Annotated in this window: 17 protein-coding genes and 1 pseudogene; 2 read left to right on the forward strand and 16 right to left on the reverse strand. The window is 45.5% G+C overall.

What is annotated here, in order from left to right; genetic code table 11:
* Window positions 1-437: 437 nt before the first annotated feature.
* The gene (locus tag BM058_RS05415) at window positions 438-1,349 is read right to left on the reverse strand and encodes a chemotaxis protein (protein ID WP_090926010.1); all 912 of its coding nucleotides are present in this window, start codon (window positions 1,347-1,349) and stop codon (window positions 438-440) included.
* A 169-nt stretch (window positions 1,350-1,518) separates the two neighbouring features.
* Window positions 1,519-2,325 carry an ABC transporter ATP-binding protein gene (locus BM058_RS05420; protein ID WP_090926011.1) on the reverse strand — a complete coding sequence of 269 codons (807 nt, stop codon included), beginning with the start codon at window positions 2,323-2,325 and terminating at the stop codon, window positions 1,519-1,521.
* A gap of 351 nt (window positions 2,326-2,676) precedes the next feature.
* Between BM058_RS05420 and BM058_RS05425 the strand changes: the two genes are divergently transcribed.
* Window positions 2,677-3,651 (forward strand): glycine betaine ABC transporter substrate-binding protein, encoded by a 975-nt coding sequence (locus BM058_RS05425; RefSeq protein ID WP_322787873.1) that lies wholly within the window; start codon window positions 2,677-2,679, stop codon window positions 3,649-3,651.
* Between the two features lie 403 nt (window positions 3,652-4,054).
* Here BM058_RS05425 and BM058_RS05430 read toward each other — a convergent pair whose 3' ends face one another.
* From BM058_RS05430 to BM058_RS05495, 14 genes and pseudogenes are all read right to left on the reverse strand, one after another.
* Window positions 4,055-4,927, reverse strand: a complete 873-nt coding sequence (locus tag BM058_RS05430) for a dipeptidase (protein WP_090926012.1) — start codon at window positions 4,925-4,927, stop codon at window positions 4,055-4,057.
* 409 nt (window positions 4,928-5,336) lie between these two features.
* Window positions 5,337-5,684 carry a cyclic-phosphate processing receiver domain-containing protein gene (locus BM058_RS05435; RefSeq protein ID WP_245736855.1) on the reverse strand — a complete coding sequence of 116 codons (348 nt, stop codon included), beginning with the start codon at window positions 5,682-5,684 and terminating at the stop codon, window positions 5,337-5,339.
* 89 nt (window positions 5,685-5,773) lie between these two features.
* Window positions 5,774-9,442 carry a dynamin family protein gene (locus tag BM058_RS05440; protein WP_090926013.1) on the reverse strand — a complete coding sequence of 1,223 codons (3,669 nt, stop codon included), beginning with the start codon at window positions 9,440-9,442 and terminating at the stop codon, window positions 5,774-5,776.
* Between the two features lie 66 nt (window positions 9,443-9,508).
* Window positions 9,509-10,726 (reverse strand): EAL domain-containing protein, encoded by a 1,218-nt coding sequence (locus BM058_RS05445; RefSeq protein ID WP_090926014.1) that lies wholly within the window; start codon window positions 10,724-10,726, stop codon window positions 9,509-9,511.
* 93 nt (window positions 10,727-10,819) lie between these two features.
* Window positions 10,820-11,728, reverse strand: coding sequence for a homoserine O-acetyltransferase MetA (gene metA, locus BM058_RS05450; RefSeq protein WP_090926015.1), 909 nt, complete (start codon window positions 11,726-11,728; stop codon window positions 10,820-10,822).
* Window positions 11,729-11,864: 136 nt separating this feature from the next.
* Window positions 11,865-12,377 carry a DUF4352 domain-containing protein gene (locus BM058_RS05455; protein ID WP_177195443.1) on the reverse strand — a complete coding sequence of 171 codons (513 nt, stop codon included), beginning with the start codon at window positions 12,375-12,377 and terminating at the stop codon, window positions 11,865-11,867.
* 79 nt (window positions 12,378-12,456) lie between these two features.
* Window positions 12,457-13,281 carry an ammonia-dependent NAD(+) synthetase gene (gene nadE, locus BM058_RS05460; RefSeq protein WP_090926017.1) on the reverse strand — a complete coding sequence of 275 codons (825 nt, stop codon included), beginning with the start codon at window positions 13,279-13,281 and terminating at the stop codon, window positions 12,457-12,459.
* A gap of 51 nt (window positions 13,282-13,332) precedes the next feature.
* Entirely contained in the window at window positions 13,333-13,650 is a 318-nt protein-coding gene (locus BM058_RS05465; protein WP_090926018.1) for a hypothetical protein, read from the reverse strand.
* 75 nt (window positions 13,651-13,725) lie between these two features.
* Window positions 13,726-14,142, reverse strand: a complete 417-nt coding sequence (locus tag BM058_RS05470) for an acyl-CoA thioesterase (RefSeq protein WP_090926019.1) — start codon at window positions 14,140-14,142, stop codon at window positions 13,726-13,728.
* 19 nt (window positions 14,143-14,161) lie between these two features.
* Window positions 14,162-16,492, reverse strand: a complete 2,331-nt coding sequence (locus BM058_RS05475) for an AAA family ATPase (protein ID WP_090926020.1) — start codon at window positions 16,490-16,492, stop codon at window positions 14,162-14,164.
* A gap of 53 nt (window positions 16,493-16,545) precedes the next feature.
* Window positions 16,546-17,052, reverse strand: a complete 507-nt coding sequence (locus tag BM058_RS05480; RefSeq protein WP_090926105.1) for a VanZ family protein — start codon at window positions 17,050-17,052, stop codon at window positions 16,546-16,548.
* Between the two features lie 205 nt (window positions 17,053-17,257).
* The gene (acnA, locus tag BM058_RS05485; RefSeq protein ID WP_090926021.1) at window positions 17,258-19,996 is read right to left on the reverse strand and encodes an aconitate hydratase AcnA; all 2,739 of its coding nucleotides are present in this window, start codon (window positions 19,994-19,996) and stop codon (window positions 17,258-17,260) included.
* A 160-nt stretch (window positions 19,997-20,156) separates the two neighbouring features.
* Window positions 20,157-21,569, reverse strand: a complete 1,413-nt coding sequence (gene selA / locus BM058_RS05490) for an L-seryl-tRNA(Sec) selenium transferase (protein WP_090926022.1) — start codon at window positions 21,567-21,569, stop codon at window positions 20,157-20,159.
* 83 nt (window positions 21,570-21,652) lie between these two features.
* Window positions 21,653-21,844: pseudogene (locus BM058_RS05495) on the reverse strand (Rdx family protein); the annotation flags it as partial.
* 158 nt (window positions 21,845-22,002) lie between these two features.
* Here BM058_RS05495 and selD point away from each other — a divergent pair.
* Window positions 22,003-23,055, forward strand: a complete 1,053-nt coding sequence (gene selD, locus BM058_RS05500; protein ID WP_090926024.1) for a selenide, water dikinase SelD — start codon at window positions 22,003-22,005, stop codon at window positions 23,053-23,055.
* The last annotated feature ends 107 nt before the right edge of the window (window positions 23,056-23,162 follow it).

Here is a 23,162-nt window from a genome sequence, read left to right on the forward strand (position 1 = left end):
TGATTTCCAACGCATCCACCCCACTAAAGGAATATTTATATAAAAACCGTTCTTTTTCAAATCATTTGTTCTGTATTAGTACAGTGAATAAAAAAACAATAACGGGCGCCCGTTATTGTAGAAGATTGTATCTTGGTTTTATCTAAGGGTGTGATAGTCGTTGATCATCTCGAGAACGGTTTCTTCCTCTTCCTGAACTTTTTCTTCCTGTTGTTTCATCCTTCTCTCCATCCGTTGCATCACGCTCATCACGCCTCCATCTTTTATAATTGTTATAGTGTACTTCTCATTATACAAAGTTGTTATAAAACAGTCAACTTATTTTTCAGAAATTTTCTACTATACATAGAGGGATTGTTTTATGTTGGTTATTCCATGATGCTTCGTATGAAAACACCCTGCAGCGGTATGCTGCAGGGTGTTTTCATACGAATAATTTATTCTTCACTCAAAATCATGGAATCAATATGGTCTACCAGATTTACAATTTCCGGTTTGCTTATCTGGGCATCTGCTCCGACTTTTTCTCCTTTATGATAAAGATCATCTGTGATCAGAGAGGAGAAAATGACAACGGGCAGCTGTTTTAGAGCCGGGTGATTTTTTATTTTGTATGTTAAATGATGTCCGTCCATTTTGGGCATTTCAAGATCTGTAATTATAAGATCCGGAAGGGCTGGTGCATTTTCCTGCATCGATTCAATAAAGTCCCAGGCTTCTTTGCCGTCTTCATAGATATGGGAATTCACGTAACCGGACTCTTCCAGAACATCTTCAAGCATCTGCCTGAGTATCGGGGAGTCTTCTACAATCATCAGCTGCTTCTGGGTCCGGTCTTTGTATTGAATGCTTTTCGCCTTAGGCATACTGATGCCGGATTCCGGTGCAATATCCATTACGATTTTTTCATAGTCCAACAGCAGAGATATGTTATCTTCCATCTTCACGATACCGATTGTATTAGCGTCATGACCTTGGGACAGTTCACCCGGTTTTTCAATCTGTTCCCATGAAATCCGGTGAATCCTGGAGACAGAATGCACATGAAAAGCTACTTTCAGCTGATTCAGCTCCGAAATAATAAATTTATCATTTTCAGGATCTTCCGACGGAGGATACCCGAGCACTTTGGCCAGGTCCACCACTGGAATGACTTCATCCCGCAGACGTGCTACCCCCTCGAGGTGTGCGTGACGGTTCGGCGTTTCGGTTACTTCCACCGGCTGTATAATCTCTCTCACCTTTAAAACATTAATCCCGAACATGCCGCTTCCTACGTTGAACATCACAATTTCCAGCTCATTCGTTCCGCTTTCGAGCAGAATGTCGGTTTGATTTGTAAGTGCCATGCTTTTACCCCCAACTGTTCATACAGCATTAGTACTTTTGTCTCTATTTTACCGGATTGACAGCGAACTGCAAGATATATTTTTATTTTCTTTAGTAAAATAGAACTTTTCTACTGATTTTTCAGCACTAAAAAAGTGTTCAGGGGCTGAATTTTATTTTAACTGATTGTCAGGAGAACTGGTTTCTTATAAGAAGCCAGGGGCGCTCTTCTTCCCAATGCACTCTGCCGTTCACTTCAAAGGTGTTTTTGATATTCCTGTCATTCAACACCGTTTTTTTCTCCCCTTTTTGAACGATTTCAGCATTTTTTAATAATATGATGTTGTCCACGGAAGCGGGTATTTCCTCTATATGGTGAGTGACATATAAAAGGGCTGGAGCGTCTTCAAGGGACATGAGGGCCTCAACAGAGGATAAAAACTCTTCCCGTCCTTTGACATCGAGTCCGGTACAGGGTTCATCAAGCAGTAACAATTTTGGTTCAGCCATCCATGCTCTGGCAAGCATCGTTCTTCGTTTTTCACCTTGTGACAGGCTGGAAAACGCTCGTTGCTGCAAACCTTCAATTCCGAAAAAAGACATCCAGGAAACTGCTTTTTCCCTATCTTCTTCCGTTGTTTTTTCAAAAAGGCCGACCGAAGCATAAAGACCGCTCAGCACAACATCAAGCGCGCTGTCGCTTGAACGGGTCCGGTAACGATCATCCAGTGCGTCGCTGACCCATCCGATGTCACGGCGTAAAGCGGGAATATTTATTCTGCCGTACTGTCCTTTCCAGCTTGTCACCGTTCCTGATGTCGGCCACACGTAACCTGCGATAATCTGGAGCAATGTTGTTTTACCAGAACCATTCAGTCCAAGCAGCCCCCACTGTTCTCCTTTGTTCATTTCAAATGTTATGTTCTTGAGTCTGGATTTGCCTCCGGAGGTGACATCGACGTGGTCGAAGGTTAGAAGCGGTGAAGAATCATTCATAGTATCCCTGCCTTATTGATTGCTGATTTTTTTCTAAGCGTAACAAATTCAAGTGTTGATTTACAGAACAACCCTCTTTGAATAAGAATTAAAATTTTTCTATACTCTATCATGAAGGAACTGAGAATCTATTTCCCTTGTACATCTATTTGACTTTTATTGAAATCGTGTTAAATTAAAAGTGTTAAAAAAATATTTAATTAATCTAACAATCTTAACAACAGGAAAGGGTGAAATGTTAACAGATGTGTTAAGATTATCATTTCCGGGTGATTGTTTAGACATCACACTGTCAACTATTGTATTTTGCTGCACTATGTACATCACCAAATTGAAGGAGGATCCATAAATATGTGGAAACGTACTATGCAATCTGTAACAGCTGCATTGATGCTGACTGGACTGGCTGCCTGTGGCAGTGATAGTTCAAGCGGCGAAAATGAAAATACAAATGAAAGTGCAAATGAAAGTGCAAATGAAAGTGAAAGTACAAATGAGAGCGCAAATGAAAGTGAAAATAATCAATCCAGTTCGGAAACGGAAAACAGCAGTGAAACCCTGCAGATGGGCCAGATCAACTGGGCTGAAAATATAGCCGTTACGAATATGTGGAAAGTTATTCTGGAAAACAGAGGATACGACGTGACATTCAATAACCTGAATATGGGGACAACCATGAAAAGCGTGTCTGAGGGAAGTCTTGATATCAGTCTTGAAGTATGGCTTCCTGTTCAGGATCAAAATTACGTGGAAGAATACGACGATCAAATTAACTTTGCTGATGTGTCCTGGTATGATAACGCCAAAGTCGGTCTCGTCGTTCCAGAATACATGGAAGACATAAACAGTATCGAAGATCTTAATGCAAATGTGGAAAAATTCGAGGGTGAGATTGTTGGTTTTGACCCGGGTGCCGGTACAATGGAAGTAACAGAAGAAATGATTAACGAATATAACCTGGACTTTGAACTGTTCCCAAGTTCAGAGCCTGCCATGCTGGAAGAAATCAATCAGGCAATTTCCAGCGAAGCACCTATCGTTGCTCCACTATGGAAGCCTCACCGGGTTTTTTCCCAGCATGATCTGAAATTCCTTGAGGATCCAAAGAACGTGTACGGCGAATCCGAACAGATTTATCATGCGACCAGACAAGGGTTTGCGGAAGATTATCCAAAACTGGATCAATGGTTTAAAAACTGGAAAATGAACGATGAGGATATAGGTACACTGATGACGGCGGTAAATGAGGCGGAAAAACCGCTTGACGGCGCCGAAAATTGGGTGGAGAATAACCAGGATCTCGTTAAAGAGTGGGTGGAAGAATAATAAAACGGGCCAGGCGGTACGAATACTCCGCCGGGGCCGTTTTTATTGATTAACAGCAGTCGCTGCCGGGAGCGCCGCTCATAACAAGCCCAGGTTCCCCATCTTCAGACGATTCTATATCGAGGGTGACACCCTCCACGTGGGAAAGAATCTGCTGCTCAATTGCTACCTGGATGCCATTAATTTCTCTTTTTTCGTCGTCTTCTGCCGGCTCATCCAGAGCCAGACCAATATTCGGACCGCTTCAGCCCATCCCGGAGAATACGACACGAATCGCATCCATGTCATGTTCTTCCATAACACCTTCGAGAAATTGTTTTGCTTGATCAGAAATCTGCATGTGTACTCACCTCTTTCTTGCTCCCATTGTAGAGGAAACGCACCCGTTTGAAAAGAACAACGCCTATAAAGCGCGCCGGTGCCGGAAACGGTTAAAATTAACTCCTGCTATCCCTTTTACCGTGTCCTCATCAAAACGCTGCAGCAGCCATTCCAAAAGAGCAGGAAAACCGGCTGGAGATTCCATGCCGCTCACCGTTTTGGCAATACCGTCAAAATCAGAACCAAAACCGGTAATAGAATCTGCCCCTAAACTGCAAAGATGTTCCACCTGCCTGCCAACATCTGAAAAATCAGCCTGGTCTGTTCCATTAATAAAATACGGATAAAATGTGAGACCAATAAATCCTTCCTGATGTACAAGGGCACGGATCTGCTCATCCGTGAGATTGCGGGGATGGTCATGCAGGGATCTGACGTTCGTATGACTGACTGCTGTTTTACCTGCATATTCAAGAGCCTGCCAGAAACTCTGTTCATTCAGGTGGGCTGCATCCAGTACAATAGCGTGATGATTCATCCATTCAATGATGTTTTTACCTTTATCCGTCAGTCCAAATTTATTGGACTGTTCACTGCCGGCTGCAAGCTGATTTTTTTCATTCCAGGTCAGCCCGGCCATCTCCAGTCCGGCCTCCTTCAATCTGGCCCACTCTTTCAGATCGTCTTCAATAAGGGAAGCTCCTTCAAGAGACAGCATATAATCCGGATTCTGGTCATTCGAGTTCTGTTCCGGCTGTGTCATTTGCTGAAAAATCCGGAGTTCTTTATTCAACAGAGCATACTGTCTGTTCTTCGGCAGAGAAGGAGGAACAAACAGAGCGGCATTCTGGAGATTCACTCCTCCTTGACGAAGAGTGTCCACGTTGACAACAGAAGCAGCATTCTCCGCTGCTTTCCAAAGCACATCACAATGCGTGTCTGCAGTAAACATCATTTATCGAATCCTTTTTTAGTCATGGTATGCAGAGAGGACTCAAACCTTTCTTATCACTTTCAGGCCTGCTGCCACCACTTCGTTCTTATTTTTCACCATCCAGCCGAGTGTTGGGTGATACTCAAGAAACGGCTCCGGTTTAAGGTGAAACAAAGAAGCTTCATCCGTAAAAGCATATACCGGCGTTGATGTGTCACTTTGTGCTGGTTCTTCCAGAACCAGGCGTACATCTACGTCACCAGCTCACGAGCCGGACCACGCTGCCTCGATTCTTATGGCAGCCGGAACACAGAATGCTGCTGCAGCATGCTCCGCTCTGTCTGTCATATTCATACGTATCATCTTTCATCTCCTCCTTCGTGCAACAGGAATAAAAAAGCCGCCTGCAGTGCAGACAGCTTTTCTGCATTTATGAAAATGTCAACGGCAAAGGTCTTAACGTTACTTTTACCCTTTCAGGTAAGGTGCCTTTTCTTTTTCCTTCGAGTAAGTGCTGGTACATTTTTTTCCCAGCGGCAGCATTCGCTGAATGTATTGTAATTCGATCTGGGTATTGATTATTTTCCAGCAGATATAAAACAACTTCAAATCCATTACTTTTCTTACTGCCAAGATCATGGTCAAGTGACAGATGAGAAACATGCTGGTCATCCTCGAGCAGCAGTATACATTCTTCCGCTATTTTAACAAGAATATGGTCTTCAGGTCCAGGCCTCACATCGTCAAGGAAAATGTTACGTCGTTCCATTTCAATCATCCTTTACTACCTTGATAACCCTGGGAACGGACCGATAATGATACCTTTTCTCTTTATTCTATCAAAATTCCGACGTAAATCCAACCAGCCTATAACAATTTCTGGAGACCTTCGACGGCTTTTGTCAACTGTTTTTGCATGTTGGCGTCCTGCTTCTCATAAAACGACTGGTAAAGGTCATCTGCCAATCGTTCATACCATTTCAAAGCATCTTCCCACTCCAATGTCATCCAGTCTGCATAACGCTTTTTCAGTTCATCCTGATATTTTTTTATATATGCATCTCCGTGGGGGCGCAGCGCCTGTTCCAGTTCATCCTTAAGCTGTTTGTACTCTCCCTGGGTGAAAAAATCACGGTAAGAACGGTATTTCTGTATAAACGAAAAATTCTTCACGGCATCAGGAGGAAAAGAGTGAACATCTGCTTCTGGTATCTGCTGCTCTTTGTCTTTTTTTACAAAGGCTTCTGCAAGCTCTTTCGGAAATGCGTGGGCAGCGTCTTCCTGCAGACTCTTCCATTTGCGGTTCAGGAAGTATTCCATGCGTATCATCGTCGCACGTACTTCCTCAGCAAAAAGATGGAATAACAAAGTAATGAGCTCGTTGACATAACGGTGGAGCTGCGAGGAGAAATATTCTTTCTGAAAACGGCCTGCATGCAGCAGTTCCTTATATTCATCAAAATACCTGTAAAATACGCGCTGCTTTACGTAAAACATCAATTCATCCAGTTCCTGCTCCACTTCTTTCCTGTCAATCGATATATCATATTGCTGGATCCACGTTTGAAAGGATAGGGTTTTCTTCCTTACCTTTTCTTTTTCGATCTCCTTTTCGTTCTCTTTCTGCTGGAGAAAGAGCTGATGATTTTTCAGGGCTCCTGCAGCAGATTCTATTTCCCCGTACAGCTCGTTCTGCAGCGTTTCCTGCAGACGTTCTTCAGTGAAAGCGTGGAATAAGTCGAGAAAATGCCGCAGACCGGATGTCCGCTGTTCTCCCCGGACGGCTTTTCCTGCCGAAACCGGGTAGACCCGCGGGGAAGCAATTCCCAGCCGTTCGAGCTGATTGAAGGCATAGTTCAGCACATCCTGCAACTCCCTTTCAGAAGAAGCAAGGTCCGCTGCATTAACGAGAAAAAACATTTTATCATAAGAGAAATATTCTTTCGTCCGGCCGATCTGTTTTAAAAATTCCTGATCCGCCTTAGAAAAGGCATGGTTGTAATAACTGACGTAAAGGAGAGCATCTGCTTCTTTCAGTTCACGAAATGCGGTCTCTGAATGTCGTCTGTAAACCGATCCAATGCCTGGGGTATCTGTCAGTATGCAGCCGGAGCGGGTAAATTCACAGTCGTAATATATCGTAGCCGAATCAATGAGCAGTAGTTCTTCCTGCCTCCCAATTATGTTCCTGTATGTTTCTTCATCCGTTACCTGATGCAGGCCCATCCGGCTCCTGTTCATCAAAGCCGTATGGTGATACATATCGAGCAGCTCTATTTCATCGGGATCTAACAGGTCCAGTACAGAAGCGGTTTCCACTGTTTCATGCTTTTTTTCTTTCTCATTCTCCTCAAAAAGCCGGCTGTTCCTCATATTTTCCTTTTGCTCCGGCCAGTCCTGGAATGTTTGCAGTTTATATCCGGCTCCGCCCAGAATATCATTCATGTCGTTCGTGATTCCGTCCGTTGACTTGTATACGAGTTCAACACTTCGATGAGGATGCTCACGGTCCGGGAATTGAATCCGCTGCACACAGGCTGTCGTAGGATTCGCGGCGACACCCAGCACCTGCTCACCCAGGATGGCATTGGCAAGTGTGGATTTGCCCGCACTGAAACTTCCGAAAAGGGAGACACGCCAGTCTTTTTCCCGCATCCGTTCCGCTTTTTTATGCAGAGAATGCGTCCGCTGCTGCATCTGCGGCATGTCCTGTATAAGGGATACGGCCTGATCTGCCAGATGCGCTGTTCCAAGACTGGATTGCCGGTGGAAAAGACCGGTTCCACCTGAAACAGCCGGGTATAATGCCCCGATGTTAATGGAGGGAGCGTCGTAAAACGTTGAAACAAAACGACTGTCTTCCTTCTCTAATGTATCATAAGAAACAGCCGCCCGCGGCACGGCACTGCTTAACAGCCGATTTAGATAATAACCCGATCTGTCTTCAAGCCATGATATCTTTTGGTCGATTCGAATGCGCATTTCCCGGGCTTCAAGCCAAAGTCTGTATTCTGTTTGCAAACGTTCTGTTTCTATCTTTTGGATTGTACCAAGAGCGTGTTTCCATTCGGGTATCCATTCCCGCAGCATTGCTTTATAATTTTTTCTCACCTGCTCCGCAAGGCTCCGGCAGAATACGGCGCTGTAGTTTTCCCCGTGGCGGGATCCGCTGCGGCGCGCTTCGGTGATTAACGTTTCATCCGGTTCCCAGTATAAGGAGAACAACGTTTTTTTATGCTTCTGCTCTTGCAGATTGTAATGCTGCATAATCTTTTGCATTTCCTGCTGAAGCGGAATATCGATATAGCTCTGTACATTTTCCCGGAGGTTATCCAGCAGCCGTTTTTTGGCTTCTTCGAGTGCTGCATTCACTCGTTTGGGCTGCAGCCATTTTCTCCATACAGAGGTTTCCTGAAGAGAAGTGAGATAATCTTTTGCTGCATCTCTCGTATGATATGGAGTGATTTTGGCATTTTCGAAGAGACGGTCCACCATCTTCATGACATAATATTCGAACTGCTGCGCCCAGAAAGGCACCGATTGAATCCGGGTATCCAAGTCCGTTATCACCTGATCGATTTCACGTGCGCTGTGTTTGGCTCTCTCGTTTTCATGATGCGAGGTTTCTTTTGATTTGTGATAATGGACTGCCTCTTCCACAATGCGGTATGTTTCAAGGGCAGCGCGCTGGTTCATCAAATATCCGGCTTCTTCCTCACCAGGATGAAAAAGCCGGCAGAGAGAAGCCCATTCCCCGGGTGAAGCATCGGGAAATTTGGCGGAAACGTAATACACTCCTGACACGTAAACCCGGCGCCTGCTCCACGAATCCATAATGTTTTGGTGAAACGTTTCAAAAGACTGCTCCTGCTCATCGTGCTTATCCACTTGGTTCACGATCAGCTTGGGAGACATGCCGCGTTCATTGATTTCTTTTAAAAGATCTTCGTTGCCGGCGGATTCCACATGCTGATAATCAGTGACACAGCAGACGATATCTGCCTGGCTGAGCGAAGAGAGGGCTTTTCTGCGGTGCAGTGGGTCTGTTGAATCCATACCGGGCGTATCCATGATTTTGACATGTTCCGGGAGGTGGACATGTGGTGATTGAATGGACAATTCCTCCACGTGATCTGAAAGAAACCAGGTGTCAAGATCATCACCAGGCGGGATCTCATTCCAATGCCGTGTTTCTGTATCACGATATTGATAGAGTGTTTTGGTGCTGTATTGCAGATGAACGATATTTGCACTCGTCGGCACAGGATGGGAGGGCAGAATGTCCGAGTTCATGATTTGGTTAAGAAGCGTGGATTTGCCGGCGGAAAAATGCCCGCAGCAAGCAATCGTCAAAAAGGAAGCAGAAAGTTTCTCCACGGCCGACGCTGCCTGCTGTTTCAGTGCCGGTATGTGCTGAATGAGCGGATCATGCGGCAGTTCATAAAGCAGGCTGATTAAAACGTCTTTTGGAAATTGACAGCGTTCAAAGTAATCCATGCGTTCCTTTTTTCCCATCCACTTTTCTTTTCGCGTCATCGATTTGACCCCTCCTGCTGTCTGCGTTCTGACAATAGTAAAACCGGCTTGTGCTGCACGCCGGTTTTACAGTAAAAAATCTTTTTCAAAGAGGTAGGAATAGGGGATATCAACAAACACATACAGATTTTCATTGATTGGATAGGAATAGGTGCGTATACGCTCTTCCTTATGAATGTCTGTATAAAGGTCTGACAGAATCCCCTTTTTCTCAATGTTCATCCGTACGATATTTTCAAGAAAATAAGGGCGCCAGCTCCAGTTCCGGTTCTTTTCTTCAAACTGATACTGCCACGCTCCTTCTTCATCGAGAAATGCATTCCCTGACTGCTGGAACCCTTCATAATTACACAGGTATACCCGAAACGAAAGGTCCTTTAACCCCTCAGCGATATGAAGGGTTAATTCATCAATGTCTTCCGGGTTCTGTTTATCATGTACCGCCTGCTTCAGGCGTTTGGATAATGTATCCGTCAATTCTATCTGTGCTTCGATTTTCTTTTTTTCAAAGAATAGAAAATCATTAAAATGTTTTCTCAATGTTTCAGCAAATGTCATTTTATCAAGAAATGAAGATGCCGGACGTCCGAGGTAGGAACCTTGAAAATAACGGGCTCCATGCTTCCATGCAAAATGCAGCTGATTGAATTCATTGATATTTTCAAAAAGAAGCGATGCACCGATTTTTCCGGAAAGGACAGAAAGAGAATGCAGGGCTTCCCTGTACATTTCAGGAAAGGATTGATCAGCAAGAAAACCGAGATCCACCTTTACAATATCGGGGTTCAGATAAGCAATCTCTTCAAGCGGCGTACTGCTCCCCCCTACATCATCAAGAGCTGTACGTATTCCCATGCTTTGTACGTATTGGATAAAATGCTTCAGCCGGGAGAGATCTCCTTCGAACTCGTGTTCTTTACATTCAAGGACGAGCCGTGAGAAAGATAAGCCATGTTCTTTGTAGGAGGAAAGTCTTTCAAAGAAGTGCTCGCCGCCATCGGCCAGAATCAAGTCTACATCTATGTTCAGAAAAATTAATTCGCTGCGGTGCTCTTCCAGAAAATAAGTGAGAGCCTGATGATGAATCTGTTCTTCTATTTCCCGTCGATATTCTTCGGGTATCGATTTATCCTGAAAAAATGGACGGAGACTCACCGTGCTTTCTTCGTCCTGATAACGTCCAAGGACTTCATATCCTGTAATTTCCTGCCTGTCCGCACTTATAATGGGCTGCAGGTAAGGTATGACGTTCTGTTTATTCATAACAATATCAAGTGCATCCATCTTGATCACCTTTACTTTTTGTACAATCTGTCAATCTGAAAAACAGAAAGGTCTGTATAATCGTGCTGTTATACAGACCAAAGGAGAAACAAGTCACGCAAAATCATACGGAGTCTGCTGGTACACAAAGTAGTTCAGCCAATTTAAAAATAATAAATTGGAATGCGCACGCCAGCGCAGCGGTGGATGCATCAGATGATTGTCTTCCGGGAAATAATTGTCAGGAAGTTTGGTGGAAATACCCCGCCTTGCATCTCTTTCAAATTCGTCCCGAAGCGTCTCTGCATCATATTCGCTGTGCCCCGTAATAAAAATCTGCCTGCCATCCTTGGAAGCGGCCAGATAAACTCCTGCTTCATCGGATTCAGATAAAATGTCAAGCTCGGGAACCTGCTCCACATCTTCTCTTCTCGTTTCGGTATAACGGGAGTGCGGGGCGTTGAATATATCATCAAACCCCCGCATCAGACTGTGATACGGTTTGTTTATATGATGCTGGAAGACGCCGAACAGTTTTTTATCCATCGGATGTTTTGGAATTCCGTAATGATAATACAGTGCTGCCTGAGCCCCCCAGCAGATATGCAGGGTGGATGTCACATTGGTTTTGCTCCACTCCAGGATTTTTTTCATTTCATCCCAGTAGTCCACCTGTTCAAACGGAAGTTTTTCAACCGGTGCTCCCGTTATAATCATACCGTCAAACGTGCTGCTGCTTATTTCATCGATGGTTTTGTAAAAAGCAGCCAAATGTTCCTGAGGTGTATTTTTGGAGCGGTGGGTGTCCGGGTGAAGCAGAGAAACATCAAGCTGCAGCGGTGTATTTCCAAGCATTCGTAAAATCTGTGTTTCAGTCGTTTCTTTTAAGGGCATCAAATTTAGAATAAGAATTTTAAGAGGGCGGATGTCCTGGGTGTAGGCACGACTTTCATTCATCACGAAAATATTTTCCTGAGTTAATATATCTTTTGCCGGTAAATGATCGGGTACTTTAATTGGCATACGTCTCTCTTACTCCTTATTCTTTTTCTATTTCCGTTATCTTCTGCAGGATCAACTTTCTTAATTCTACAAAATATCATGAAATAGAAAAAGAATCAATCGCCGCGAAATAAGCATTATATAACTGCAGACAGCATCAGGATCCAGCAGATCTGTTTTCAGGGATTGCGAGATTCCATGCAGCCAGTCCGCTTCCGCTGTGATTGGTATAAGACAGTTCGTAATGGCTGGAATCATCCACTTCAAACGCAAGGGTCCCTCTCCGGAGTCCCCCTGCACGGATTTGTCCGCCGACGAGCCGCTGATCGTCATAGGAAGACAAATTTTCATACGTATGTCCATCTCCGTCAGTCACGAGTATATTAAACAGCGGAATCTCCTGCGGATCTTCCGCCAGATTTTGAAATGAAAGATCTGCGACTAGAACTTCTGAGTTTTGTTCACTGGAAACGTAGGCATCATGGACCGTAATGTTGAAGTTACCGACTTCAGCAGTTTCACCAATCTCAAGAAGTCCGCTGGAACTGGCGGAAGCTGTCTGTTCAAACGATTGCTGATCCCCCGCTGTACGCTGGGACTGAATAAACATCCCGCTGAAAAAACCCAGGATAAGAATAAGTCCCAAAAGCAGCCATAATTTTTTATCCATTTCCTTTTCTATCCATTTCTCCTGGTGTATCTTTAGCATGCATGCATAACACAGCGCATGTTACTTCCCGTCCTGCGCGTTATTTCCACCAGTTATCGTGAACCGTGACCGGAAGCTGTCTTTTATGTTCGGTTTGTCTGTACCGGCGGATAATCTGGTTTTTCACGTCTGCGTCAATGTCTCTGCCTTCAAGAAAGTCATCTATCTGATCATAGCTGAATCCAAGGGCTTCTTCATCCGGAAGGCCGGGTTTGTCACTTTCAAGATCTGCTGTTGGAACCTTTTCAAATGTAACAGCGGGAGCCTCCAGTACTCGAAGAAGCTCTTTGCCCTGCCGTTTATCCAAACCATATAAAGGAGCTACATCGCAGGCCCCGTCGCCATGTTTTGTATAAAAGCCTGTCAACGCTTCCGCTGCATGATCTGTTCCAATAACGAGGCAGTTGAATGCAGCGGCAATGTCATATTGCACTTTCATACGCTCCCTGGCTTTGGTATTTCCTTTGGTGAAATCGCTCATTTCCTTTCCTACTGCTTCGCGAAACGCTTCTTCCGATGCATCAACAGCTTTTTTTATGTTGACGGTAATTGTTGACCCGGGATTGATATATTCCATCGCAGCTGCAGCATCTTCTTCATCAAACTGTATGCCGTATGGAAGACGAAGGGCTGCGAAAGTATAGGACTTTGTTTCTTCTTTATTCAGCTCTGTCACAGCCATCTGTGCTATTTTTCCAGCAAGCGTAGAGTCCTGTCCTCCTGATATGCCGAGCACATATCCATCCATACCTGTATGTTTCAAATAGGTTTTAAGAAAGTTTTTTCGTTCTTCTATTTCTTTTTCAGGATCGATAGAAGGTTTAACTTCCAATTCCTGTACGATTGTTTTTTGATCAGCTTCCATCCTTTTCCCTCCTGTTTCCTTCTCTGTTTATTTACCTGTTGTGGTCATATTTTAAACATAATCGGCAGATGTTTCTGTAAAGCGGTGAAGTTGGGACAGCATTCCTTCTTTTTTCATAATATCGGTTTGGGTGCTGCCCAGCAGATCAAAATGAGGATACGCTGCGCGGTGATGAATCCATTCCGGTTTCAAACCGTACTGTTCCCCCCATTCCGCTAATTTACAAACATCGCTGCAACCTGCCTTTGTCACTGAATCATATTCAGGGAAGCGTTTATCATACCAAAAATGTGTAATGAACGAGATCTCCCCGTTCTGTACGCTTTCTTTCCATTCGTTCAATTCACTTCTTGTAATGCCAAACGCCAAGGTTGTTCCCCCTTTCTGTTATATCACATGTGAGATGTGTCTTTGCTGTGAAAGGCAGAAAATATGACATGCCCATTATTTCTTATACCATTCATACGCTTCATGCCAGGCGGGCAGATGTTTTCTTATCGACAGCGGCCGGAAAGATTTCTGATCCACACACACATGAGTGCTCGTCCCTTCTGCACAGCGCCGGCCTTCCCCGTTGATAATGGAATAACCGTAAATGACGCGGACGCCGTCATATTTTTCAATCCACGTATGGAGCTTGACTTTGTCTCCGTAACGGACCGGAATCTTATAATGCAGATCGATGTTAGTAACGGGAGAGATGATCCCTGCGTCTTCAAGTTCTTTATATGTAAAGCCCAGCTTTTTTATTAAATGAGTACGTCCAAGTTCACACCAGACGACATAGTTGGAGTGGTGTACAATGCCCATCTGGTCCGTTTCTACGTACCTTACTTCAATATCAGTCACTGCTTCTTCCATGAAGTAGTCCTCCCTTTTCCTATTGCTTATTATCCCAGGCAGCATCGACATCATCTACAGTAAGGAGACGGAGTTTTCGTTCCGTATCCGCCTGCTCCTCCGAAATGCGAAGGGCCTGCTGCTGAAACAATTCTTCACTTACATCTTCTGCCATTCTGGCATTTCCGGATGTATCCACTTCATTATACATAGCAGCAAGTTTCTGCTGTGCTTTTTCATCCAGTATATATCCATATCGGCTGCAGTATTGTGTGGTGATCCGCAGAAGATCTTCCGGTGGAAATGAAGGGAAATAGAAAGATTTTTTAAAGCGGGACTCAAGCCCCGGGTTTAGTTGAAACAATTCTTCCATAGGAGCGGGGTATCCCGATAGAATGACAACGAGATTTTCCTCGTGTTTAGTCATTTCTTCGACAAGCGTATCGAGTGCTTCCCTTCCAAAATCGGTTTTAGCAGTACCACCCAGTGCATAAGCCTCATCTATAAAAAGAACTCCACCGAGTGCCTCGCGTACTTTTCGTTTTGTTTTCATGGCTGTCTGTCCGGTATATTCTGCTACGAGATCGCTTCTTCCTGCAATAATCAAATGGCCGCGTTTCAACAGTCCCAGTTCTCTCAGGATGCCGGCGTAAATACTGGCTACTGTTGTTTTTCCCGTTCCGGGCGGGCCGCGGAAAACCGTGTGAAGCTGAATTGGTGCAGCGGGGAGATTTTTCTGTCTACGCTGATTCTGGACCTGTATAAAGGCAGCCAGTTTCTTCATTTCCTGCTTTACATCTTCCAGACCAATCAATTCATCCAGTTGCTCCATCGGCTGTTCTTCTTTTTCATTACGTTCTTCCAGAACAGGATCTTTAACATCATCCCCGGTAAGAATGGCAAAGTCATCAATCGAGCCATTAGACGTACGGCCTACCGATGCTCCTTTTTGAAAGATGGCATCCATAATAATGTCTTTCACCGATCTGGCGTTTCCAAAACTTTCGTCCACCTGCACATTCTCGATTCGTTTCTGTAATTCCTGTATGCCGTCCTCTCTCAATACAAAATCGTTATCCAGAGCCGTCTGCTCGGCAATACGTATTAACTCATCCATCGAATAATCGGGCAGATAGATATGATTAGTTTCAGGAAAACGGCTGCGAAGCCCGGGATTTGCACGTAAAAACTGCCTCATCTCATCGGGATAGCCGGCCATAATAACTGCAAACGTACCTGCATATTCACTACTTGTCATTGCTGTTATTAATGTGTCTATGGCAGTCTGCCCAAAATCATTAGAACCCATTCCATCCCGCTTAAGGCTGTAAGCTTCATCAATAAACAATACGCCGCCTACTGCTTCTTTGACAAGATTCATTGTCTTCTCTTCGGTCTGTCCAACGTAAGCACCCACAAGATGAGAACGGTCTGCTTCCAGCACTTCACTGCGCTGCAGCAGACCGAGTCTTTTATATATGGCTGCCAGAAGGTGGGCAAGCATCGTTTTGCCGGTCCCTGGATTTCCGGTCAAAATCATGTGAAGACTTCGTTCATCATGAAGGTTGTATCCTTTTTCTTTTCTGATTCTCTGGTACTGCAGATAATGATACAGGCGGTGTACCCGGTGTTTAACACTTTCCATTCCAATGACCTGATCAAGTGTTGTAAGTGGATCCTCTTCTGCCCGGGAGGACAAACTCTCGTGATTTATTAACTCCTGCCAGCGACGGCTGTAGTCCATCAACTCATTCAAAACCGATTTCATCTTCTTCACCTGCTCCGGGGAGTAAAAAGAACCGGATACAGTATGAAGGTATTCCTCTGCAGCTTCCTTAAGTTGATGGTATCCGGAAAAAGCCTCTTCCAGCAGATCACGAAGCGCAGAAAGATCCACATCATAAGCCAGTGCCGTTTTTTCAAGGTAGTCATCCGGATAATCGACCCATTCCTTTACTACTTTCAGATTTTCTATCTCGTGGTTTGCTGCGTGTTTCAACTGTTCTGCTGCCTTTTTTCTGGCACTGCTCTGATCCGTTTCCCTTATGGAGGGAAGAGGATAGGTGAATACAGCATCTTTCATCGTGAAAAGCTGCTGCACTCTGGAAAGCCTCTGCAGCACAGGTTCATTGCTGAATAGTGTTTCCCCTTTTTGAATCCAGCTTTTCACAAGCGGGTCAAATCGATGATACTGGGAAAATCGGTCCCGCGCCATCAACCCATAAAATTTTGAAGCCAGTTTCCGCTCTTCCTGGTTATCCTCTCTTAACTGCTCAAGCCATCCCTGAGTGTCTTCAAGAGACATGGAAATCCGCCCGGCTTCCCAGTCTTCAGCTGCCGAAACTGCCTGCTGAAATTCCTTTTCGTCCAATCTCTCCCTCTCCTTTCTTTCTGCCGAGTTTCATTTCAAACTGTCACTCACAGTTACATACTATCCTTTTGCAGTTCTCCGGTTCGAAAACGCGGCAGCCATCTGCGAACAACCATAACCAGCAAAAGACCGGTTATTCCTCCAAGAGTATTCAGTAAAACATCGTCTACATTAGCCACGCGGTGGGTGAAAATGTATTGGTTTATTTCAATAAACAATGAAAGAAGAACAGATAACCCCGGCACAAGCCACCATGCTTTTTTACTATGTATCAGAAGCAGCGCCGTTAGTACCCCGAAAGGAAAAAACATCACAATATTGCCACCCAGAATGACGACAGGATCTACTACATCCGAACTGTATACGGCGATACTGTAAATGCTGCGGAAAAGTTCCAAATTATAGTTCCTGTCCCCCGGCCCCACAGGTCCATAAGAAGAACCATAATTCCAGGCAAACAGTGTAACATAAAATAAAACGGCCAGATAAAGCAGAAGCAGTATTATAATGACCGGTTTTGCTTTTAAGACAAGCCGTTCTGTCTTATTTGAGTTATTCATATTTAAACATCCCATTTGTCCACTCCTGAATAATCGCTACCTGTCCCTTTTACTATTATCTGTTCTGCCTGCTTGTTTGACAAGTGAAATGCTGAATTTTATTTTGTTTGGTTCTTTGTTTTGTTTATATTATAAATTACGGTACGTGAAAATTTATAAGGACACAATGGAAAAACCGGGCCCAGTCAGGCCCGGCTTTATTCTGTTACACTCTCTTTTCCTGTCCCACTTCTGCAAGCTTGTCACGAAGGACGAGCTGCAGAATGCCGCCGTGACGGTAATAATCCATTTCAACATCACTGTCAAAGCGGGCTACTGCCTTAAACGTGGTTTTCGTGCCATCCGGTGCGGCGGCTTCCACTTCAACAAGTTCGTGCGGCGTGACATTATTGTCTACCTTCACGTTAAACGTTTCTTCTCCGGTGAGTCCTAATGTTTCCGCATTCTCCCCTTCCTGGAACTGAAGCGGGAGTACACCCATCAATACGAGGTTACTGCGGTGGATACGTTCAAAGCTTTCGGCAATGACGGTCTTAATGCCGAGAAGGTTGGTACCCTTAGCAGCCCAGTCACGGGAACTTCCCATGCCGTAGTCCTTTCCGGCAATAACCATCAGGCCGGTGTTATCCTCTTTGTACTTCATGGCGGCGTCATAAATGGCCATCACATCGCCGGTCGGCCAGTATGTGGTGTACCCGCCTTCTGTACCCGGAGCCAGCTGGTTTCTGATACGGATATTGGCGAACGTCCCGCGCATCATGACTTCGTGGTTACCGCGTCTTGACCCGTAGGAATTAAACTGGGACGGTTTCAAACCTTTTTCTGTCAGGTATCTGCCGGCCGGACTGTCTTTTGCAATTGCTCCAGCCGGAGAGATATGGTCCGTTGTAACCGAGTCTCCGAATTTCCCGATAACACGCAGTTCATTCAGCGGTTTGATGTCATCCGGTTCTTCCGACATTTCTTCAAAGAACGGCGGATTCTGAATGTAGGTGGACTCTTCATCCCAGTCATACAGTTCAGGGTTATCGTCGGACTGAAGTCTGTTCCAGCGTTCGTTATTGTCAAACACGCTGTCATACTCGTCTTTGAAAAGCTGCGGCGAAACATTTTCATGAACAAAGTTCTTGATTTCTTCGGCGGAAGGCCAGAGATCTTCAAAATACACATCGTTTCCGTTTTTATCTTTGCCGAAGGATTCATTGTTCATGTCAAAGTTCACGTTTCCTGCCAGCGCATACGCCACAACAAGCGGCGGGGAAGCAAGATAGTTGGCTTTGACAAGGGGATGAATCCGGCCTTCAAAGTTACGGTTTCCGCTGAGTACCGATGAAACGAGCATGTCGTTATCGGCAATGGCTTTTTCAATTTCTTCAGGAAGCGGTCCGCTGTTACCGATACAGGTCGTACAGCCGTATCCGACAAGGTTAAAGCCAAGTTCGTTCAAGTACGGCATCAGACCTGAATCTTCCAGATAGCGGGTGACAACTTTGGACCCCGGAGCGAGCGAAGTCTTCACATATTCCGGAACATCGAGGCCTTTTTCCACGGCATTTTTCGCGAGCAGTCCGGCTCCGATCATGACGTATGGGTTCGATGTATTCGTACAGCTTGTAATAGCTGCAATCGTCAGAGCGCCTGTTTCCATTTCAGACTCTCTGCCGTTTGGATGCGTGACTTTGACTTTCTTATCCACATCTTCCGGTGCCAGTCCGAATCCCTGGTTGCCTGCAGGGGCGGTAAGCGCCTCATTGAATGTCTTTTTCATTTCGGACATCGCAATGAGATCCTGCGGCCGTTTCGGTCCGGAAAGACTTGGTTCAATGGTGGAAAGGTCAAGTTCCACCACTTTGGTGAATTCCGGTTCTTCGGCTCCGTCTTCATAGAACATGTCGTTTGCTTTTGCATAAGCTTCGACCATATCAATATGTTCTTCGGAACGGCCTGTCAGACGCATGTAATTCAGCGATTCCTGATCCACCGGGAAGAAACCACAGGTCGCTCCGTATTCCGGTGCCATATTGGAAATGGTGGCACGATCTGCAAGCGGCATTTCTTTCAGTCCGGGACCGAAGAATTCAACAAACTTGCCTACTACATTCGTTTCACGTAGAAGTTGTGTCGCTCTCAATGCCAGGTCGGTAGCAGTGGAGCCGTTCGGAAGAGATCCTTTCAGGCGGACACCTACGACTTCCGGAGCCGGAAAATAAGACGGCTGCTGCAGCATGCCTGCTTCCGCTTCGATGCCGCCGACACCCCAGCCGAGAACACCCAGGCCGTTAATCATGGTTGTATGGGAGTCTGTTCCGACAAGTGTGTCCGGGAATGTGTCCACTTCCCCGTTCTCTGTTTCTTTTGTATGAACGACAGAAGCCAGATACTCCAGGTTCACCTGGTGCACGATACCGGTAGCCGGTGGAACGGCGCGGTAGTTATCAAATGCTTTCGTAGCCCAGCTGAGCAGTTTGTAGCGTTCTTCATTGCGTTCGAATTCGAGATTCATGTTCTGTTCCAGTGAATCCGATGTCCCAAACCGGTCTACCTGGACAGAATGGTCCACTACAAGATCAACCGGAATGGCCGGATTGATTTTGTCTGCGCTGCCGTTCATGTCGGCCATTGCTTTACGCAGAGAAGCAAGGTCCACCACAGCAGGTACACCTGTGAAGTCCTGAAGGATGACGCGGGACGGCTTGAATGGTACGTCTTCGCTGCCTCCATCTTTTGTTCCCCAACCAGCAAGACTCTCCACATGTTCTTTTTTGATGACTTTGCCGTCGAGCTGTCTAAGTAACGACTCAAGCAGCACTTTCACTGAATACGGAAGTTTCGATACATTACCGGAACCGGCTTCCTCCAGTGCTTTAATGTCATAATAGTGATACGTTGTTCCGTTGGACGTAAACGTCTTACGGGCGTTAAATACATCCTGATAAGCACTCATATGTAGTCCCTCCTCTTAAACTATGATAGAACAGAAACGAAAAAATGTCGAAATAAATGATTTCCACGTTCTGTTTGTCAAAAAGCCAGGGCTTTCCCTATTTAAGAATAGCAAAACTTCCATCAAATATAAATAATTTTTTTAAGAAAAAACCGTTTTCCTACTGCTGTTGGTTCATTTTTTCAATCCTGGAAAGCGCTTGTGCCGTCACTTTCATTTCTTCTTCTGTCAGCGTACGCATATCAACCAGTATTTTTTCATTTTTTACCCTGACTGCGATAGGAGGATCGGAATACGTACGAAGACACGCAGCCGCTTCCTCGGCAGAGACAGTAGATGGAGTAATGGCGGCAACGGCCGTTGGAAGTTCCACTTCCGGCATCGTTCCACCTCCGACTCTGGAGTATTCATCTTCCACAGCCGCTTCCCACGTCAACAGCTGCAGGGAATCCAGAAATGTTTCGGCACGCTCTTTCACTTCCTCTTTTGTTTCAAGTACCATACGCACAGCCGGTATCTCTGTTTCCCTGTTCCCTGCGTAGGCTTTTAATGTTTCTTCAAGCGCCGCAATTGTCATTTTATCCACACGCAGCACCCGTGCCAGCTGATGTTTTTTTAAACGGTCGATCCATTTTTTGCGGCCCGCTATAATTCCTGCCTGCGGACCGCCGAGAAGTTTGTCCCCGGAAAAAGTCACCAGGTCGGCACCTGTGGCAAGCGCTTCTTTCACAGTCGGTTCCGATCCAATGCCGTGCTCTTTAAAATCATACAGAGCACCACTCCCAAGATCCTCATAAACAATCATTTCCTGCTGCTGTTCGGCAGCCACCTCTGTGAGCTTTGAAAGCGGTACTTCTTCGGTGAATCCAATCGTTTTGAAGTTACTGGTGTGTACCTTCATCAGCATCGCTGTATCCGGACCAACTGCCCTTTCATAATCACTGCGGTGGGTTTTATTCGTCGTGCCTACTTCCACCAGCTTTGCTCCGCTTTCTTCCATGATAGAAGATACACGAAACGAACCGCCTATTTCAACGAGCTGTCCGCGGGAGACGATCACTTCTTTTGTTTCAGCCAGTGCTTTTAACACCATGTAAACAGCAGCGGCATTATTGTTAACAACCATGGCAGCTTCAGCACCGGTGACGGTCTGAATCAAATCTTCCAGAATATCATGCCGTGATCCGCGCCTGCCCGAAGCGATATCATATTCAAGACTGGAGTAGCCCGCAGCTGCTTCTCCGGCTTTTTTGACCGCTTCCGTGCTCATGTTGGCCCTTCCGAGGTTCGTATGGAGAATAGTGCCGGACGCATTAATAACCCGCTTCAACCGGCTTTCACCGAAGGCATGAAGACGGTCGGATACCTGCTGAAACAAATAGGTTTCAACCTCTTCCCGGGAAGAAAGATCAGGGCCTGATTCCTGAAGCCACCCTTCTCTCAGCATCTTTATTTCTGCGCGGAACCAATCTGTCAACAGACTTTCATTTCCCAGTTCTTCCTTTAACCACTGAAACCTATCCTTATTCTGCAAATCGTGCACAGGGGGTATCCATCTCAGCTTATCTTTCACGTTGGGTTCACCTGCACTTTCGGGAGTCATATGCCGGAAAAAAACAGCCGGCTTGTTTCATAACCCGCACCGTCTGTCCGCTTTCATCCATGCTCCCTGCCTATTTCTTCAGCCAGTTTATTTTCATCCGGAAATGTGCGGGTTTCTTTCTTGGAATAAACTTTTTTATTATCCACGGTCACTTCAAATACACCGCCGGAACCGGTGATAAGTTCTATCGAATCGATGGCTGCTCCGTGAACGTTGTATAAAGTATCCGCGAGACCCACGGCTTTTGGAGCATAATTTCACTGCATGCAGAATTCAATGGTGATTTTCATGTTTATCTTCCTTTCTAAACCTGATTTTTAACCTAATTTTAGTGTATTGATTGTGTACATGCAAACAAACCAATTATACTGATGGTAATGAAATCAGCGAGGAGGTGGATGCAGTGAGCAGAGGCGAAGAAATAAAATTAACCAGCCTTTCTACAAAAGCTGGTTGAGGATGCAAAATCGGTCCTGAGGACCTGACGCAGGTACTGCGTCATTTGCCGCAACGAGAAAAAGATCCCAACCTTATTGTAGGGGTGGATACATCCGATGACGGCGGTGTTTATAAATTAACCGATGACATCGCTCTCGTTCAGTCCGTCGACTATTTCACTCCGATTGTCGATGATCCTTATATGTTCGGCCAGATTGCCGCAGCAAATGCATTGAGCGACATTTATGCGATGGGCGGAAAACCGACCACTGTTCTTAATATTGTCGGCTTCCCGATTAACGATCTTCCCGACGAAATTCTAGCCGGGATTATGAAAGGATCGGCCGATAAAGTCGATGAGTCCGGAGCAGCTATTACAGGCGGCCATTCGATTGATGATCAGGAGCCAAAATTTGGATTAGCCGCTACCGGCGTCGTTCATCCGGACAAGGTATGGGCCAACAAAGGAGCCCGGCCCGGTGACGCGCTTGTGTTAACGAAGCCGATAGGTGTCGGCATACTTACAACGGCTATTAAACGAAATCTGATCACCCCCGGACAGGAAGAAAAAGTGACCAATGTGATGGCGGAGCTCAATGATACCGCCGCGGAAACATTACAGTCTTTCCATCCGCATGCCGTAACGGATGTTACCGGCTTCGGACTGCTTGGACACGGTTTTGAAATGGCGGATGCCTCCGATGTAACATTTACTTTTTACGCAGGTGATGTGCCGGTTCTTGAAGGGGCATACGAGCTGGCTGAGGATGGAGTGATGCCTGGAGGCTCTAAAGCCAATGCATCCTATCTGAAAGAACAGATAGGCAGAGACGAAAGCGTATCCGAAATCACCGGCAGCATTCTTTGTGATGCGGTTACGTCAGGCGGACTGCTTGCTGCAATGGACCCTGAAGAGGCAGACCAGTACGTAAAAGCCATGCACCAGCAGGGAAAAACCGACACGGCCGTCATCGGCGTAGTGGAGCAGCAAAAAAACCACCCCATTCAAATAAAATAAGGTTTTAGGGAACGCAAACTGGGATATAACAGCCTTTGAAGAGGTAAAAAACGCTTCCGATTATTGCTATTGATAATCGGAAGCGTTTTTTAGAATTTCCATTTTAT

The organism is Salibacterium qingdaonense (genome assembly GCF_900114715.1).
GTDB classification, from domain to species: Bacteria; Bacillota; Bacilli; order Bacillales; family Marinococcaceae; genus Salibacterium; species Salibacterium qingdaonense.

What these genes read in the sequence shown, in the direction of transcription:
- BM058_RS05415 (WP_090926010.1), bottom strand. Translation starts at nt 1,349, where the DNA reads ATGGCACTTACAAATCAAACCGACATTCTGCTCGAAAGCGGAACGAAT.
- BM058_RS05420 (WP_090926011.1), bottom strand. Translation starts at nt 2,325, where the DNA reads ATGAATGATTCTTCACCGCTTCTAACCTTCGACCACGTCGATGTCACC.
- BM058_RS05425 (WP_322787873.1), top strand. Translation starts at nt 2,677, where the DNA reads ATGTGGAAACGTACTATGCAATCTGTAACAGCTGCATTGATGCTGACT.
- BM058_RS05430 (WP_090926012.1), bottom strand. Translation starts at nt 4,927, where the DNA reads ATGATGTTTACTGCAGACACGCATTGTGATGTGCTTTGGAAAGCAGCG.
- BM058_RS05435 (WP_245736855.1), bottom strand. Translation starts at nt 5,684, where the DNA reads ATGATTGAAATGGAACGACGTAACATTTTCCTTGACGATGTGAGGCCT.
- BM058_RS05440 (WP_090926013.1), bottom strand. Translation starts at nt 9,442, where the DNA reads ATGACGCGAAAAGAAAAGTGGATGGGAAAAAAGGAACGCATGGATTAC.
- BM058_RS05445 (WP_090926014.1), bottom strand. Translation starts at nt 10,726, where the DNA reads ATGGATGCACTTGATATTGTTATGAATAAACAGAACGTCATACCTTAC.
- metA (WP_090926015.1), bottom strand. Translation starts at nt 11,728, where the DNA reads ATGCCAATTAAAGTACCCGATCATTTACCGGCAAAAGATATATTAACT.
- BM058_RS05455 (WP_177195443.1), bottom strand. Translation starts at nt 12,377, where the DNA reads ATGGATAAAAAATTATGGCTGCTTTTGGGACTTATTCTTATCCTGGGT.
- nadE (WP_090926017.1), bottom strand. Translation starts at nt 13,281, where the DNA reads ATGGAAGCTGATCAAAAAACAATCGTACAGGAATTGGAAGTTAAACCT.
- BM058_RS05470 (WP_090926019.1), bottom strand. Translation starts at nt 14,142, where the DNA reads ATGGAAGAAGCAGTGACTGATATTGAAGTAAGGTACGTAGAAACGGAC.
- BM058_RS05480 (WP_090926105.1), bottom strand. Translation starts at nt 17,052, where the DNA reads ATGAATAACTCAAATAAGACAGAACGGCTTGTCTTAAAAGCAAAACCG.
- acnA (WP_090926021.1), bottom strand. Translation starts at nt 19,996, where the DNA reads ATGAGTGCTTATCAGGATGTATTTAACGCCCGTAAGACGTTTACGTCC.